This is a genomic window from Parageobacillus sp. G301 (assembly GCF_030268025.1).
Classification (GTDB): domain Bacteria; phylum Bacillota; class Bacilli; order Bacillales; family Anoxybacillaceae; genus Parageobacillus_B; species Parageobacillus_B toebii.
Map to the genome: position 1 here is coordinate 111985 of NZ_BSDB01000003.1, position 17023 is coordinate 129007.

The window sequence follows — 17023 nt, forward strand, 5'->3', positions numbered from 1 at the left end:
GTGATTTTCATGGAAAGACATATATTAGTCGTATTCCCCCATCCCGACGATGAGGCGTTTGGAGTGTCTGGAACGTTAGCGCAGCACGCTGAAAGTGGCACACCGATTACGTACGCCTGCTTAACCCTTGGGGAAATGGGAAGAAATATGGGAGTGCCGCCATTTGCCAACCGTGAAACACTTCCTCTCATTCGCAAAAAAGAACTCGAAGAAGCATGTAAAACCATCGGGATCCATGACTTGCGCTTACTCGGATACCGCGATAAAACGATAGAATTTGAGGATGAAGAATTGCTTGCCGATCGAATCGGAGAAATTGTCGCAGAAACGAATCCATCGCTTGTCATTACGTTTTACCCTGGTTATAGCGTCCACCCGGATCATGACGCATGCGGCGCCGCCGTTATTCGCGCTCTCAAGCGCCTTCCGAAAGACAAGCGCCCTGTCGTTCACTGCGTCGCATTTGCAAAAAACTGTGAGCAAGACTTGGGCAAGCCAGATGTCATCCGTGATGTCAGTTCGGTCATCGAAAAAAAACTTGCTGCCATCCAAGCGCACCGCTCACAAACGGAAGGATTGATGAAAGCGGCGAAAAAACGCGGCGGCGACGTGTTAGAATGGCTGAAGACCGAGCGGTTTTGGACGTATAAATGGGATGATTGAGAAGAAACAAGCAGGTCGATCTTTATTGAAGCAGACCTGCTTGTGAAATATACTTCTTCCCCCACATTCTGATAAAACAAGTTTTATGTTAAAATTCACGTTTGCGGTAAAACTGTAACGAAAGGAAAAAGGAAATCGTCAACAATGAAATCATCGCCACTATGACGATTGCCATCACTTCGACATCAGAAAGACGTTCAAGATAATGAACCACATTTTGAATAAATGGATGATTAGCTTGTTCAAAAAATTTTGGAACAAGCGCAAATGTGCCAAAGAATAAAGCAAAAATCACCAATCTAGAGTGAATAAATCCAACTTTAAAAAGTACCGGAAAGTAAATGCTGTTAATAAAAATGACAGCACATAACGCAACTATTATACTTTCGAGTGAAACACTGTGAACTTGGATAGAAGGACCTATCATTTGCAATATGTACGCAATCACTAGGTAATACGCAATAGCAATGATGGTAAAAACAAATATAGAACAATATCTTGCCATTACAATAGTCCGTCTTGTTAAAGGAAAACTATTTAACAAAATGTCAGCTTTGTTTTTATCGTCATGCGCACATGCTGATAGTATTAGCATGTAATTCACTGCAATAATACTAACAAGAAAAACGACTGTGCTATCTTGTTTTAAAAATATCATCATCGCGACAATATAAATTGCAGCAAATAAAAATATTTTTTTCAGAAGTAGTATATCTTTCAATATAAGTTGAAACATTGTTACATCCCCCTTTGAAAATACATGATAATATCTTCAAGAGAAGGTTTATCCACTATAATTTTGTCTCCTAACATTCTTTTTACTTGTTGCTTATCTTTCACTAACGCCTCAAATCCAAATTGATTTTCTTTAACACCAATGAAAAGCGGCTGTATATTACTATGCAACAGTTCCTTTGGCCCTTTAACAAGTCCGTAATTTTCAAATATTTCGTCTTTTGTGCAAGAAAATATAACTTCCCCATCATTGATAAATGTAATGTAATCCGCTATCTTATCTAAATCGGAAGTAATATGCGTAGAAAAAAACACGCCCTTGTTTTCGTCTTGTATAAAAGAGGATAGTATATCAAGCAGTTCGCCTCGAATAATTGGATCAAGCCCTGAAGTAGGTTCATCCATTATTAATAATTCGGCATGATGGGATAATGCTATTGCAAGGGAAAGTTTCATTTTCATTCCTTTTGATAGATGTTTAATTTTCTTTTTTAAAGGCAATGAAAATTCCTTTACATATTTATTAAATAGCTCGTTATCCCATTTTCTATAAAGAGATGCAACTACTCGTTTCACTTCTGATATGGTTAGTTCATCATAAAAATAGTTTTCGTCGAACACAAATCCGATCCGTTCTTTTATTTCTTTCTCATATTTCACATTATCCAGGCCAAAAACTTGAATTTCTCCCCCATCTTTATGAATAAGGTTCATAATTAGCTTAATTGTTGTGCTTTTTCCTGCTCCATTTGGACCGATAAATCCCATAATATATCCTTTTTCCAAAGCAAAACTAACGTTTTTTAATGAAAATCCTTGGAACTCTTTTCGCAAATTTCTGACCTCTAAAATAGGTTCCATATTATACCTCCTCATAAATGACTTTTAATATTTCCTGCATTTCTTCCATGGTTAAATTAATCGATTTTCCTGCTTCGACTGCTTCTGTTAACTTTTCCTCAATCATCTTTAGCTGATTTTCTTTTAATAACTCTTTGTTTTGAGCCGCCACAAAGGTTCCTTTTCCTTGCACCGTAACAATATAGCCTTCATTCTCCAATTCTTGATATGCCCTTTTCGTCGTAATAACACTTATTTGCAGTTCCTTTGCCAGAGTCCTTATAGAAGGCAGCATTTCATTTTCCGAAAGTTCGCCTTTGATAATAAGGTTTTTTATTTGTTTTACAATTTGCTGATAAATTGGTTCATCTGATGAGTTAGATATAATAATATTCATCGTCATCACTCATTCCTTCTAAATAAAAAAGCAATACTGTATATATACAATATATACAGTATTGCTCGTTATGTCAATATTTTCTATTTATCTATTTGCCTAAGTAGATGTTTTAAATCTTCCACCCAATTCCCCTTCTTGCGAAATGATTCATCAGCGATGGCTTTAAATAGCTCTTTTCTTTTTTGCTCATCGTGCACATTTCGTAAAATCCATTGCCGGCATTCGTAAAGAAAATCGATATACCGTCCGTAGTCATCATCGTACAGTTCCTCAAGCTGGCGGCGAATTTGCTGGGCGATGGTCGGGCTTGCGCCGCCTGTCGAAATCGCAATCGTCAATCTGCCGCGCCTTATGACCGCAGGAACATGAAAATTGGACCGTTCCGGATCATCGGCAATGTTAATAAGCTGATAAGGCTTCGCCGCTTTCGCCACCGCTTCGTTGACATCCCGATTATTCGTTGCGGCAATCACAACCCATGCTTCTTCCAAATCGTCAGGAGAAAACGTTTTTTGTCGCCAAATAAGTTTTCCAGCTGCTTCTAACTGTTGAATTCCCGATGTAATCGTAGGAGCCACAACCGTAATGTTTGCCTTTGCTTCAAGCAATCCATGAATTTTCCGTTCCGCTACCTTTCCGCCGCCGATGACGACAACGTGCTGATTTGCGATATTTAGCATAACCGGATATCCCATACGAATTTCCCCTTTATAAAAAACAGCCGTGTAGAAACCCACGGCCTTTTTCTCCATTATATTATCTTTGCGTTGCTTCTTGAATCCATTTCGCCAACCGTTTATTTTCTTTTTTCATATGTTCAAGCCATTGTGGCAATAACATGGTCATGGCATTTTTGTCGTTTTCCTTCATCGCTTCATATGTTTGATAATGAAGCTTGCGCAATTTTTGCTTTTCCTCTTTTGACATCCACTTTTTCTTCTTATGTAATTGCTTCAATTCTTTCTTAAATTGTTTTTTCGATATTTTTTTGCTAGCGAAACGGTCAATTAATTGATCAAGTGCTGCTTCCCGCTTCCTTTTCATTTCTTCGCATTTTGCTTTTAATGCTTTTTTCACTTGTTCATCTTGCATTTGTTTTCTTAGCGCTTTCCGTTCGTTAAGCACTTTTTGCCATTCATCTGCTTGGTTTGGAGTATATTGTCTGACTATTTCCATCCATTTTTGTTCATCTAATTCTCCATGCTTCAACATATGTCCCGCAAGCACATGACCGATTACTTCCGTGTCTTGCTGTTTTACATTTGCTTTCTCATGTGCCGCAAATGCTTCTGTCGGGATAATGAACATCATCACTGCCACGAAAGAAAGCCACATTTTTTTCATTCCATTTCCACTCTCCTTTTAAGAATCCGTTTTCTTCTGCAAGTGCTGTTTGTTTTCTTTATCAGGTGAGAAAATAAATTCGCAAAACCTAACGATATTTTCCCCTCTTTTCTAAAAACGTTGCATAAAAAACAAAAAAAGCTTGCTTTTGAAAAATGGCAAGCTTTCCCATGGACTACCGAAATTTTTCATCAATTAGCCGCTGGTAGTCGCGCAATGCTTGGGAATTTGTTTTATTGCGCTTTTTCATGAGCGCATTCCACCGCAACAATTTCTCATTTAGCTTCTTCTTTAATTTCTCTTTTTCGTCTTCATCTTCACAGCAGCGCAACAAATCTTCTAGCGTCATTAAATCTTTTTTTAACTCGACTTCCTCAAAGACGTAGCCGGCGTTTTTTAACATCAAATAACCGATTCGCAAATCTTCTGGAATATGGGACAAATCCTCCAGTTCAAGCGGTTTTCCAAAGCCGGGAAGATTGTCAAATTCGCCGTTTTTCATCGCTTCACGGATTTTATCTTCGGCAATTCTCCAAATAATATCCATCATTTCATCTCCTATGCTTGCAGCGCTTTACAGCGATGTTCATACAGAAACATTTTTAACTCCTTATACGATAACGGCTGCGCAAAATAATATCCTTGCGCTTCATCACAATGTTTATCCTTTAAGTATGCGACTTCCGTTTCTGTCTCTACTCCTTCGGCAAGCACCTTCACGCCAATATTATGCCCGAGGCGAATAATAGATGGCAAAATCGCCTCTTTTTTTCCTTGAATGTTTCGTACAAATGAACGGTCAATTTTTAAACGGTCGATCGGAAGGTCTGTTAAATAACTTAACGAGCTATATCCCGTTCCAAAGTCATCCATGCTAATCGTAACGCCGATCGATTTTAGCCTTTTTAAAATAGTAATCGCTCTTTCTGTATCTATCGTCATTCGTTCCGTAATTTCCAAATCTAAATGGTGTGGCGGCAGTCCTGTCTCCTCCAATAGTTTCATAAGCTTATGAACAAAGCGGCGATTTTCAAATTCATACGGAGATAAGTTTACAGACACCGATAAATTTGGAAAATCATTTAACAATTGTTTCGTTTGTTGACATGCCATGCGGATTACCCATTCGTTAATCGGTATAATCATTCCCGTTTGTTCTGCAACAGGGATAAACGCATAAGGGGATATCAATCCTTTTTCTGGATGATTCCAGCGAATCAGCGCCTCCATTCCTGTCACCATACCGGTGTCTAACTGAATTTGCGGTTGATAATAAAGCTCAAATTCTCCTTTTTCCAACGCACGGCGCAATTCTCTCTCCATCCCAATTTTTTCTTGAATTACTCGAGCCATTGGCTCTTCAAAGAACAAAAATTGACTTGCCGGTTTTTGACGCAACTTGTACCGTGCAATATCCGCTTTTCGAATTAGTGTTTTTGGATCCATTCCATCTTGCGGATATAAACTGATTCCAATTTTTATCGTAACATATAGTTCACGACCTTCAACGATCACTGGCTCATCGGCGATTTCGCTAAACTGATTTGCTGCAGCTGTCGCCTTTTCTTTTGTGCTTCCCGACAAAATAGCAATAAATTCATTTCCGCTCCATCTTCCTAACAAGACATCTTTACAACTTCGTTTTTTCCACTCTTCTACAATTTGCAGCAACACTTGATCGCCAACGGAATATCCGTAAAAATCGTTAATGGTTTTCATACCGCTAATTTCAAGAAACATAATCGCCACTTCTTCCTGACGATCAAACGCTTCTTGAATTTTTTCCGTGATGGCGCGATGCAATGCCTCTTTGTTCGGCAGACCTGTCAGATCGTCATGAGTAGCGATATAATGCATCTTTTCTTCATTGTTCTTTCGTTCTGTAATATCACGGATCGCAGTGACGTTCACCTTTCTGCCGTCATAGTCATACTCACGTTGAACCATTTCCGCCGGAAAAATGGTCCCATCTTTTCTCCGCAATTGAATTTCATAGAGCTCTTCTTGATCATTATGTTCTATCTTTTTCAACGATTCAAGAATCATTAAATCTTGAACCGGCATATGAATAAGTTCGCTTTCTACATATCCGAACAACCGGCATGCAGCCTTGTTAGCTTCGATTACCTTTCCATGCGCATGTACAATAATTCCTTCCATTATACTTTCCGCCAATCGTTTAAAACGATTTTCACTCACTTCTAGTTCTTGCTTATGTTTCTCAAACAACTTCCGTTCGACTTGCATATATATACCTAATAAATAAAACGCCTTCCAGACGAGGAAAACAAGGGAACAGATCCACATCCCTTTCTGACGCTCTTTTTCTAGTCTTTCCTTATATATTTTTGCATCATAACCAATCCCTAAAACCGCGTCTACCGTTCCATCCTGTTTGAATACCGGCATAAACACACCGATGCTTTCTCCCCATTCATCCTTCGTAGGGTATTTCTCCATAGCAAATTTTCCTTGAAAAGCCTGTTCAAGCTCGGGAATATAGGTGCGATAAACCGTACCGATCGGCAAATGCTGTTCTCTCTTATCATTTATCTTCCCCTTGCGTTTGTAATCCACTTCCGAGTCAACAACAAAGTAATAATTCCCTCGTTCATTCTTTTTTAACGTGTACATACTCAATATTTCGGAATGATCATTTTGCCATTGTTCCATCATTTGTAAAATATGAACATAAGTTTCATCATTTTCATCTGTTTGTTCATTCAACTGCTCATGATGCATATTTGACAAACCGTCAGCCAACAACCTTGCCAAATTCCTGGCATCTTCTTCATATTCCTTATGTTCTTCTTTTTCTAAATAATTGATATAGATGATTCCGCTAAAAAGCAACGCCGCAGCAATCATGTAAAAACTTACTGTTAACCGAGGCGCAATTTGGAAAAGCGATAATGATAGCTTCTTTTTCACGACACGATAGAGCCATAGATGTATAACAAGAACAATGAATATAGCAATCAATACAAACAACGTATATTCGATTTCTTTCGACATAAGTGACCACCATATTATTTTAAATTCGGCTTCTCATGAACATTATAGAAGCATTATTTCTGCCCTTCCCCCCCACCTCATTCCTATTTTTTCGACATTTCACGACATCATTCGCAATTATTTGGTACATAAGTATTGTACTATGATTAGTTATATTTTCGTCTATCGACAAAAAACACTACTTAATAGCAAAAATTTATATGAGAACTTAGCACCAAGTCACATATTTGTAACTTTTCTGTAATATTATTTAATTCAACTGTAAAAGAACAGCGGTAATTCCTTTGTTATACTATAGCCATGGAAAGTCGAATCGGAAAAATTGTTGTCGGAGGTTTACGGAAAATGAAAAAATTCATCGCATTAGTTTCACTATCTTTTTTAGTTATGTTTTCTTCCTTATTTACAAACACTTCTAGTACGGAAGCAGCTGGAAACTCAAAATTACTGATCACTGAAGCGAAAAAACTGATCGGCACTCCATACAGATATGGCGGGACAACACCAAAAGGATTTGATTGTTCGGGATTTGTCTACTATACACATAAAAAAATCGGAAAAATTTTACCGCGCACTTCCAAACAAATGTATCAAAAAGGAAAAACGGTACATAAATCAAACTTACGTGCGGGCGACCTAGTGTTCTTTAATACATCTAAAACCAAAACAGGCGTTTCTCATGTAGCAATTTACATCGGGAACAACCAAATTATTCATGCTACTTCATCCAAAGGAGTAAAAATTGACAGTTTAAATAATTCTTATTGGAAGTCAAAATATGTTGGAGCAAAACGGTTATAAGGAAACATGAAAAACTCTCTGACATATTAAGTAAACATACTTGATATGTAGGAGAGTTTTTCATTTTCCAAAAAAAGTGCCCTCCTTTATTAGGAGGGCGTTCTATATATTCATAGGGGATCGGGGGAATACTTGGAAAACTTTTCGCTACTATTTATTCCCCCTTTTTTGTTATTTTATACATGAAAATAAAAAAATTTTTTTCTAATGTTCATTTATGTGGAGAAACTTAACAATTGATACATTTCGTCATTTTATAGTCATAAATGTGAGAAATAAGTCGAAAGTTATATATGTGTGAACTTATAGTTATGCTCTGTTACTTCTTTCGGTAGATTTTTTAAGTATATTAAAGGCAGGTGTTGACAATGTTCGGTTCGTCGGAGATTGGAATCGACCTAGGAACGATGAATATACTGCTATATAGTAAAAATAAAGGAATTGTCTTTAACGAACCAGCGGTGATCGCTTTCGACGTCCAAACGAATGAAGTGCTCACCATTGGAACGGAAGCAAAAATGATGATCGGTAAAACACCTAATAATGTTGAAACAATATATCCATTAAAACACGGTGTTATTGCAGATTTTGACAAAACGGCAACAATGCTAAAACAAGTGTTTAAGCTCGCTAGCAAGCGCATCGGTTTTTCCATTAAAAAACCAAATGTTGTCATTAGCATTCCATTTCATTCTACTTCCGTAGAACGCCGCTCTTTTTATGAATTAGCAAAACATTGCGGTGCCAAACAAGTATATTTACTCGAGGAGCCAATCGCTGCGGCGATCGGCGCCGACTTGCCAGTAGATGAGCCAGTGGCAAACGTCGTTGTTAATTTAGGAGCCGGCAAAACAGAGGCAGCGATTATTTCTCTCGGCGGAGTTGTCGCATGCCAGTCGCTTCGCATCGGCGGCAATCAACTGGACGAGGATATTATTCAATACGTAAGGCAACATTATAACTTGCTCATTGGCGAGCAGACAGCGGAACGAATTAAAATCGAAATTGGCCATGCACCAATTGCTCATGAAGAAAAAACAATGACCATTCATGGCCGTGATTTAGTGACCGGTTTTCTTAAAGCCGTTCCATTGAGTTCTACAGAAGTGCAAAAAGCGATGGAAGAATCGCTTTCACAAATTCTTAGCGCGATTCGAACTGTGCTCGAAGAATGTCCTGCGGAACTTAGCGGTGATATTATTGACCACGGCATCGTCTTAACCGGCGGCGTCGCCCTTCTTCACGGAATCGAGAAATGGCTAAGTTCAGAATTGCATGTTCCAGTCCATACTGCTCCGAACCCGCTTGAAGCGGTAGCAATCGGAACGGGAAAAGCACTCAGTACGATTCAAAAGCTTATCACTTCCGTTCCGTAAAGAGTCTTTTCACTAAAAACCCCCGCATATAGAATAATGCGGGGGTTTTTTATGCACCGGACAAGAGTCCTTTGTTTGTCATAACCGTTATAATGTTTTATGAATGCGCTTTTTTTCGCAACTCTTAGTCCACTAGGCACCGTCCCTCTCTACAAACGTTATTATGGAATCATCCACGATAAAATATTAGATTGCAAAAATACGAGTATACCAATCAAAATAATTAAGAAAATGCTATGCTTCACCGTAAATCGGAATAAATCGGATTCTCTTCCGGCTAATCCTACCGCCGCACAGGCAACGGCAATCGACTGCGGCGAAATCATTTTCCCGACAACTCCACCGGAAGAGTTTGCCGCCAGCGCTAGAACTGGATCCATTCCGATAGAAGTCGCTGTCACCTTTTGCAAGTTGCCAAACAACAAATTCGAGGACGTATCGGAACCGGTAATAAACACACCGAGCCATCCTAAGAACGGCGAGAAAAACGGGAATAAGAAATTTGTCTTCGCCAGCACCATCCCAAGCGTCGTGCTCATACCGGAGGCGTTTGTTACGTATGCAAAACCGACAACTGAAGCAATCGTAACAATCGGAAACTTTAATTCGCTTAACGTTTCGATAAACGTACTTCCCCAATCTTTCCAAGACATTTTTATAATAAATTTGGTTACCACCGCAGCCAACAAAATAGCTGTACCGGCTGCGCCGAGCAGTTCTAGTTTATATACTGCCGCAATCGGCTGGCCGCTTGCATTAATGATTTTATTGTTCAATCCCGGTACTTCCGGCATAAATGTCAAATGATAACCAATCTCGTTGACTAGCTTTAACAGCCCATTCGTTCCCTCGTAATGTCCTGTCAAAGCCGCTTTCACTTGCGGAATTCCCCATAGGGAAATGAAAGCGGTCAACACTAAAAATGGAGACCATGCCTTAAATACTTCGCCGCCTGTATAGGAAGCTTTATTTGCTTGGGCTGCTGCTGCCACTTCGGATTCCGTCGAAAAACGATACGTGCTTTTTGGCTTCCAAAACTTTAAAAAGACGGCTAGCGCAAACAACGAAACTAAAGCCGACAAAATGTCAGGAAGCTCAGGACCTAAAAAGTTAGAGGTAACATATTGCGTAATCGCAAAGGAAACACCTGACACAATGATCGCTGGCAATACTTCTATCATTTTTTTCCATCCAGCCATAATGAAGACAAGATAAAACGGGATCAATATCGATAGAAAAGGCAATTGCCGCCCTACCATTTTCGAAATTTCCATCGCCGGAATCCCAGTTGGCCCTTCCATCGCAGTAATCGGAATTCCGATCGCCCCAAAGGCAACTGGAGCTGTGTTAGCAATCAAGCAAATTCCCGCCGCATACAACGGATTGAACCCTAAACCGACAAGCAGTGCTGCAGAAATAGCCACCGGAGCCCCAAATCCAGCCGCCCCCTCAAGAAACGCCCCAAATGAGAACGCTATCAACAATGCTTGCAGACGACGGTCTTCCGTGATCGACAACACAGAGTTGCGAATAATATCAAACTGGCCGGATTTGACTGTCAGTTTATATAAAAAGACGGAAGTGATAATAATCCATCCAATTGGCAATAATCCATAAACGGCTCCTTGTGTCATCGACATCACTGCCATTCCTGTCGGCATTCTGTAAGCGATTACAGAAACAACTAAAGCAAGAAGTAAGGTTGTAACTCCAGCTATGTGGCCTTTCATCCGCTTGATAGCCAGTGCCCAGAAAAAATATAAAATTGGAATAAGTGCTACAATAGCTGATAACCAAAGATGATCAGCAATTGGCGTAAAATCTTGTTTCCACTGCATCAACACTCCTCCTATATTTTGTTAATTTTTTCTCTTGTTCTCACATTGTTGTAGCTGACAATTCACCCATCAAGTCATCAGATGACCGGATAATAAAATGCTGTTCTGAGTCAAATTATAGAAGATGATGAGCCAAAAATGCAATATAGTTTTTTAATTTTCTAAATCTTTAGTTTTATAAAGCATTTTTTGAAGAGAGAAGATTTCTTATTACCGTCTCATTCCGTGTATTATAATAATAAACAACGTCAGTTCCTTTCCCGTTTGCTTATTAACATCCAAAATAACAAATGCGGCTGACCTTTCCGTTAGCAGAAATAATTCAAAACGTGTATCATCAAGTTAGGACTTATATTGAGGTGAATACATTGAAATTTAGACAAATTAAAACGAAAAAAATTTATGAAGAAGTAGCAGAAGCAATTTTTGAGATGATTAAAACCGGTGCGTTAAAACCCGGAGATAAATTGGACTCTGTTCAACAACTTGCTGAGAAGTTTCAAGTGGGGCGAGCCGCCATTCGTGAAGCGCTAACTGCTTTAAAAGCAATGGGGCTCATCGAATTAAAGCAAGGAGAAGGCACCTATGTCCGAGAATTCGATCCAGCAACGATTTCCTTTCCTCTTTCCATTGCGGTATTAATGAATAAAGAAGACATTTGTCATTTACTTGAAGTGCGCAAACTGTTGGAAGTAGGCGCTGCCTCCTTAGCTGCACAAAAACGGACAGATGACGATTTAATTGCGATGGAACAAGCTCTTCACGAAATGCAGGAAGCAATTGGAAACGATGAGCTTGGGGAAAAAGCGGACCTTGCTTTTCATATGGCAGTTGCGGCCGCCTCCCACAATCCGATTTTAGTGAGCTTAATGAACAGCGTATCAGAAATGATGATAGAAACGATGCGGGAAACCCGGCGGATTTGGCTGTTTTCCAAGCAAACAACAACGGAAAAACTGCTTCAACAACATACCGAAATTTTTAAAGCAATAAAAGAAAAAAACGCCGATGCCGCGCAAGAACGAATGCTTCAGCATTTGACCAACGTGGAAAATATACTTCATAAATATATATATTCTCGATAAGCGCCCGGTAAAACAGCTGGGTGCTTTATTTTTTTATATTTGCAAAATTTCATAAAAGAATACTTTTCATCACTGAAAATAGTATATAATGTTATACAAGGTCATCAGATGACCTGTTCACCTAATCATATATTAATTGGAAGGGGATTCACAATGAAAGTTTCATTATTCGTCACCTGCCTCATCGATTTATTCTATACCAATGCTGGAAAAGCAACGGTGGAGCTTTTGGAACGCTTAGGGTGCGAAATGGACTTTCCGGAAGCGCAAACATGCTGTGGCCAGCCCGCCTATAACAGCGGTTATGTAAAAGAAGCGAAAGAAGCAATGAAACATATGATCCGTACGTTTGAACATGCCGATTATGTTGTCACTCCTTCCGGCTCGTGCGCAACCATGTTGAAAGAATATCCACGCGTTTTCCAAGGAGATCGCGAATGGGAATCGAAGGCGAAAGCACTCGCTGATAAAACGTATGAACTCACCCAATTCATCGTCGACGTGTTGAAGGTGGAGGACGTCGGCGCTAAATTTCAGGGACGCGCAACTTATCATACCTCGTGCCATATGACACGTCTGCTCGGCGTCAAAGAAGCGCCTTTTAAGCTTCTAAAAAATGTAAAGGGATTGGAACTTGTTCCGTTGCCGAATGCCTATCAGTGCTGCGGGTTCGGTGGAACGTTTTCTGTAAAAATGGGAACGATTTCCGAACAAATGGTGGATGAAAAAATTGAACATATCGAAGAAGTAAATGCAGATTATCTAATCGGAGCCGACTGCGGCTGTTTAATGAACATTGGCGGACGTTTAAAGCGGCAAGGGAAGCCAATCAAAGTGATGCACATTGCTGAAGTACTAAACAGCCGATAAAAGGAGGGATTCACATGGCGATGAAAATTGACGGTGCAAATTTCCATGAACGAGTCGAAATAAATCTTCACAACACGTTTATGCGCGGCGCTGTCGCAGGAGCACAAGAACGGCTGCATACAAGACGGCTCGAAGCGGCCGAAGAGCTTGGAAACTGGGAAGAATGGCGCGCACTCGGGGAAGAAATTCGTCAGCATACACTAGAAAACTTAGATTATTATCTAATGCAATTAAGTGAAAACGTTGCCAAACGCGGAGGCCACGTCTTTTTCGCGCAAACCGCAGAAGAAGCAAATGACTATATTCGCAATGTCGTTATTCAAAAAAACGCAAAAAAAATTGTCAAATCAAAATCGATGGTAACGGAAGAAATCAATTTAAATCCTGTGTTGGAAGCAGAGGGCTGTGAAGTCATTGAAACAGATCTTGGCGAATACATTTTGCAAGTGGACGATCACGATCCTCCTTCACACATTGTCGCTCCGGCACTTCATAAAAATAAAGAACAAATTCGTGACGTCTTTCGCGAAAAGCTCGGCTACAAGCAAACGGAAAAACCGGAAGAGCTTGCACTTCATGCCCGCAAAATGCTCCGTCACGAATACTTAACCGCCGATATCGGCATCACCGGCTGCAACTTTGCCATTGCCGAATCCGGCTCCATTACGCTCGTCACCAATGAAGGAAACGCGGATTTAGTTACCGCCCTTCCGAAAACGCAAATCACCGTCATGGGGATGGAGCGCATCGTCCCGACATTTGAAGAAATGGAAGTACTTGTTAGCCTTTTAACGCGGAGTGCTGTCGGACAAAAATTAACGAGCTATATTACGGTATTAACAGGACCACGCGATAATGGCGACGTGGACGGTCCGGAAGAATTTCATTTAGTCATCGTTGATAACGGCCGCTCCAACATTCTCGGCACAGAGTTTCAGCCGGTATTGCAATGTATTCGCTGCGCTGCCTGCGTCAACGTATGCCCGGTTTATCGCCATATCGGAGGACATTCGTATGGCTCCATTTATTCCGGCCCGATTGGCGCCGTTCTGTCACCGTTGTTAGGCGGATATGACAACTATAAAGAGCTGCCGTACGCATCCACACTTTGTGCGGCCTGTACGGAAGCTTGCCCAGTCAAAATTCCGCTTCATGAATTGTTGTTAAAACACCGTCAAGTGATCGTCGAGCGCGAAGAAAAAGCGCCGATTTCGGAAAAATTGGCGATGAAAGCGTTCGGTTTAGGCGCTGCTTCACCCTTCCTTTACAAGCTTGGTTCTAAAGTTGCCCGAAGCGCATTGGCGCCGTTTACGAACGACGACCGAATTTCCAAAGGGCCTGGACCACTGAAAGCATGGACGGAAATCCGCGAGTTTCCTGCGCCAAATAAAGAACGATTCCGCGACTGGTTTCGCAAACATCAAAAAGGAGGCGGAAATGATGCAGACTGGCATGATTTATAACCGTAACAAGTTTTTGCAAACCGTTGCTAATCGGCTTGGACGCAAACAACGCACAGCAGGAGTATCCCGGCCGCATTGGCGCCATCAGCCGCAATGGACCGTATTTCAAGGCTACACCCAAGATGATTTATTAGAGGCGTTGAAAGTGCAATGTCCGCGCATTCACACCCAATGCGTTGAAACAACAGCTGTTGAACTAAAAGAAACGTTAAAGGAAGTTGTCGACAAGCATGGGGGAGGCCCGATTGTGACATGGGACGACCCGCGCTTTGATGAATATGGATTAACCCGCTTACTGCGCAACGAATGGCCGAATGAAAACATCGATGTCCACATTTGGGATGCGTCTGCCGGCAGAAAAAATATCGACTATGCCGAACAGGCAAACGTTGGTATTACATTCAGCGATATCACGCTTGCCGAATCAGGAACGGTCGTGCTATTTAGCGGAAACGGAAAAGGGCGCACCGTCAGCCTCCTGCCAAAAACGTATATTTCCATCATTGCAAAAAGCACGATCGTACCGCGCATGACCCAAGCGGCCGCTTACATTCACGAACAAATCGAAAAAGGACATCTCATTCCTTCATGCATCAATTTTATCACCGGACCAAGCAACTCGGCCGATATTGAAATGAACTTAGTCGTCGGGGTGCACGGCCCAATGAAAGCCACTTATATTGTGGTTACTGACCGTTAACATGTCTGGAATAAACGACGGGCACGTCCGGAATGAACGTGCCCGTTTTTAATACCCTTTCTGCACATCCACTTTGTTGCAAAGCGGTTCATTCGCTTCAATTCGCTGTAATGTTTGTAAAAAGCAGTCCACTGCCTCCTCAGCAGATGTCAATGCAGAAATATGCGGGGTAATGATGACGTTCGGATGCTGCCATAACGGCGATTCAGGCGGCAATGGTTCGTTTTCGAAGACATCTAAAACGGCAAGACGAACATTTCGGTTTTCCAACGCATCCCATAATGCCATTTCATCAACAGTTGCTCCCCTGCCCACGTTAATAAAACTAGCATTATTTAAAAGAGCGAAAAACTGTTCGTCAAATAAATGATACGTTTCGTTTGTCAATGGAAGCGCGGCAATGACCCAATCGGCTTTCGGCAACACTTCGCTCGCTTGATCGTTTGGAAATACTTTAACAAAATGCGGTTTCATTTGCCCGCTTTGCGAAATTCCAATAGGCTGAACACCAAACATGCCCAAATAGCTAGCCAGCTGCTGTCCGATATGTCCTGTCCCATAAATAACAACACATTGGCTTTGCAATGGCTGCGGAGGAATTGGCTTCCATTGCCGCTGTGATTGGTACCATCCATAAACGTCATGACATTGTAAATCGCGAAGCATATAGCTAAGGCAATATTCACTAATTTGTTTACCGAACGAGCCAACCGTCTTTGTCAGCAACACATCTTCTTTCCACTCTCTATTCCATAAAAATGAATCGACGCCCGCTCCGAGAGAATGCACCCAACGAATGTTGCCAAATTCAAAACGAGGTGCTGGGCGAAACCCGACATATGCGTCCGCCCACAAAAAGTCGTCTCGACATACCTCATTTTCAGCAACAAAACGAAAATTTTTATTGACCCCCTTTTCTTGTAATAGCTTTGCCATCTCTGAATATAACCGTCCCGTTACTAAAATATTATGAACCTTCATCAACCTTCCTCCTTTGCCACCAATCGGTTATGAAAGAAAAAGGGATATCCCCAAATGGAGAAATCCCTCCGTTTACACAATGGTTCCTTCTTTGCTTTCTGCTCTTTTATTTGTTATATACCCAGCAGCTAACACGAAAATCGTTAATCCAGCGCTAACGGCATACGTTAACGGTCCTTCGCGGAAATGGAGAAGTTGCATAAACCCTTCGTCTTCCATCATCATTTTTCCGCCTGTCCATGCCAAAATTCCAGAGCCAACATAAGCGATCCAGCGGTATTTCTCCATGATTTTCATAATCGCTTTTGATCCAAAAATCATAATCGGAACACTGATCGCCACTCCAAATGCAATCATGCCGATATGTCCTTCCGACGCTCCCGCTACCGCAACGACATTATCCAAACTCATCACCGCATCGGCGACAATAATCGTCATAATGGCTTTGAAAAGGCGATCCGATGACTGAATATGCGTCTCCTCTTCTTGTTCAAGAAGCACTTTATAAGCAATCCAAAGCAATAACAACCCGCCTGCTAAATGGACAAACGGAATTTCTAATAAAAACACAATGACTGTCGCAAATAAAATACGTAAAAGAACCGCACCGCCTGTTCCCCAAAAAATCGCTTTATTTTGCTGGTGCTTCGGCAACTTGCGCGTCGCCATCGCAATGACAACCGCATTATCACCGGATAAAATGATATCAATAGCTATAATCTTAAATAATGCCAACAGCGCTTCCAAAGATATTGTCAAATAAACGCACCTCTTCTCCTTTTCTGAAACTAACTTTTTCCCCTTTTTCTTTCATCTTACCGCAAATGCTCCCTATCAGCAACTTCTCAAAAATCGCAACAAGCAAACCGCCTTGTTGAAAAAATTCACTAATTCTGAAATATATAACCAATA

Annotated in this window: 17 protein-coding genes; 7 read left to right on the forward strand and 10 right to left on the reverse strand. The window is 40.9% G+C overall.

Annotated elements, in window-relative coordinates; translation table 11 throughout:
- Positions 1-9: 9 nt before the first annotated feature.
- Positions 10-663, forward strand: coding sequence for a bacillithiol biosynthesis deacetylase BshB2 (gene bshB2, locus QSJ37_RS16415; RefSeq protein ID WP_062754881.1), 654 nt, complete (start codon positions 10-12; stop codon positions 661-663).
- A gap of 88 nt (positions 664-751) precedes the next feature.
- Here the strand turns inward: bshB2 and QSJ37_RS16420 are convergent, their stop codons facing one another.
- From QSJ37_RS16420 to QSJ37_RS16450, 7 genes are all read right to left on the reverse strand, one after another.
- Complete coding sequence (locus QSJ37_RS16420) at positions 752-1399, reverse strand: ABC-2 transporter permease (RefSeq protein WP_143416093.1); 648 nt, start codon at positions 1397-1399, stop codon at positions 752-754.
- A 2-nt stretch (positions 1400-1401) separates the two neighbouring features.
- Positions 1402-2259 carry an ABC transporter ATP-binding protein gene (locus QSJ37_RS16425; RefSeq protein ID WP_143416094.1) on the reverse strand — a complete coding sequence of 286 codons (858 nt, stop codon included), beginning with the start codon at positions 2257-2259 and terminating at the stop codon, positions 1402-1404.
- 1 nt (position 2260) lies between these two features.
- Complete coding sequence (locus QSJ37_RS16430; RefSeq protein ID WP_089097463.1) at positions 2261-2635, reverse strand: GntR family transcriptional regulator; 375 nt, start codon at positions 2633-2635, stop codon at positions 2261-2263.
- Positions 2636-2718: 83 nt separating this feature from the next.
- Positions 2719-3333, reverse strand: a complete 615-nt coding sequence (locus QSJ37_RS16435) for an NAD(P)-binding protein (protein ID WP_285756277.1) — start codon at positions 3331-3333, stop codon at positions 2719-2721.
- A 61-nt stretch (positions 3334-3394) separates the two neighbouring features.
- Positions 3395-3982 carry a hypothetical protein gene (locus QSJ37_RS16440; RefSeq protein WP_285756278.1) on the reverse strand — a complete coding sequence of 196 codons (588 nt, stop codon included), beginning with the start codon at positions 3980-3982 and terminating at the stop codon, positions 3395-3397.
- A 175-nt stretch (positions 3983-4157) separates the two neighbouring features.
- Positions 4158-4529 (reverse strand): DnaJ family domain-containing protein, encoded by a 372-nt coding sequence (locus QSJ37_RS16445; RefSeq protein ID WP_285756410.1) that lies wholly within the window; start codon positions 4527-4529, stop codon positions 4158-4160.
- Between the two features lie 11 nt (positions 4530-4540).
- Positions 4541-6997 carry an EAL domain-containing protein gene (locus QSJ37_RS16450; RefSeq protein WP_285756279.1) on the reverse strand — a complete coding sequence of 819 codons (2457 nt, stop codon included), beginning with the start codon at positions 6995-6997 and terminating at the stop codon, positions 4541-4543.
- Between the two features lie 345 nt (positions 6998-7342).
- On the opposite strand from QSJ37_RS16450, the gene QSJ37_RS16455 reads away from it, so the two are divergent.
- The gene (locus QSJ37_RS16455; protein ID WP_285756280.1) at positions 7343-7798 is read left to right on the forward strand and encodes a C40 family peptidase; all 456 of its coding nucleotides are present in this window, start codon (positions 7343-7345) and stop codon (positions 7796-7798) included.
- Positions 7799-8166: 368 nt separating this feature from the next.
- Complete coding sequence (mreBH, locus tag QSJ37_RS16460) at positions 8167-9174, forward strand: rod-share determining protein MreBH (RefSeq protein WP_062679343.1); 1008 nt, start codon at positions 8167-8169, stop codon at positions 9172-9174.
- Positions 9175-9335: 161 nt separating this feature from the next.
- On the opposite strand, the gene QSJ37_RS16465 is transcribed toward mreBH, so the two are convergent.
- Positions 9336-11012: an L-lactate permease gene (locus tag QSJ37_RS16465; protein ID WP_285756281.1), complete on the reverse strand. Its 1677-nt coding sequence runs from the start codon at positions 11010-11012 to the stop codon at positions 9336-9338.
- 368 nt (positions 11013-11380) lie between these two features.
- On the opposite strand from QSJ37_RS16465, the gene QSJ37_RS16470 reads away from it, so the two are divergent.
- From QSJ37_RS16470 to QSJ37_RS16485, 4 genes are all read left to right on the forward strand, one after another.
- Positions 11381-12097 carry a FadR/GntR family transcriptional regulator gene (locus tag QSJ37_RS16470; RefSeq protein ID WP_285756282.1) on the forward strand — a complete coding sequence of 239 codons (717 nt, stop codon included), beginning with the start codon at positions 11381-11383 and terminating at the stop codon, positions 12095-12097.
- 153 nt (positions 12098-12250) lie between these two features.
- On the forward strand, positions 12251-12967 hold the full coding sequence (locus QSJ37_RS16475) for a (Fe-S)-binding protein (protein ID WP_285756283.1): 717 nt from the start codon (positions 12251-12253) through the stop codon (positions 12965-12967).
- 14 nt (positions 12968-12981) lie between these two features.
- On the forward strand, positions 12982-14430 hold the full coding sequence (locus tag QSJ37_RS16480; protein ID WP_285756284.1) for a LutB/LldF family L-lactate oxidation iron-sulfur protein: 1449 nt from the start codon (positions 12982-12984) through the stop codon (positions 14428-14430).
- Positions 14408-15130, forward strand: coding sequence for a LutC/YkgG family protein (locus QSJ37_RS16485; RefSeq protein ID WP_285756411.1), 723 nt, complete (start codon positions 14408-14410; stop codon positions 15128-15130). Before QSJ37_RS16480 ends, QSJ37_RS16485 begins: the two co-directional genes overlap by 23 nt.
- A 48-nt stretch (positions 15131-15178) precedes the next feature.
- Here QSJ37_RS16485 and QSJ37_RS16490 read toward each other — a convergent pair whose 3' ends face one another.
- Complete coding sequence (locus QSJ37_RS16490; protein WP_285756285.1) at positions 15179-16111, reverse strand: D-2-hydroxyacid dehydrogenase; 933 nt, start codon at positions 16109-16111, stop codon at positions 15179-15181.
- Between the two features lie 72 nt (positions 16112-16183).
- On the reverse strand, positions 16184-16870 hold the full coding sequence (locus tag QSJ37_RS16495) for a TerC family protein (RefSeq protein ID WP_285756286.1): 687 nt from the start codon (positions 16868-16870) through the stop codon (positions 16184-16186).
- Between the last annotated feature and the right edge of the window lie 153 nt (positions 16871-17023).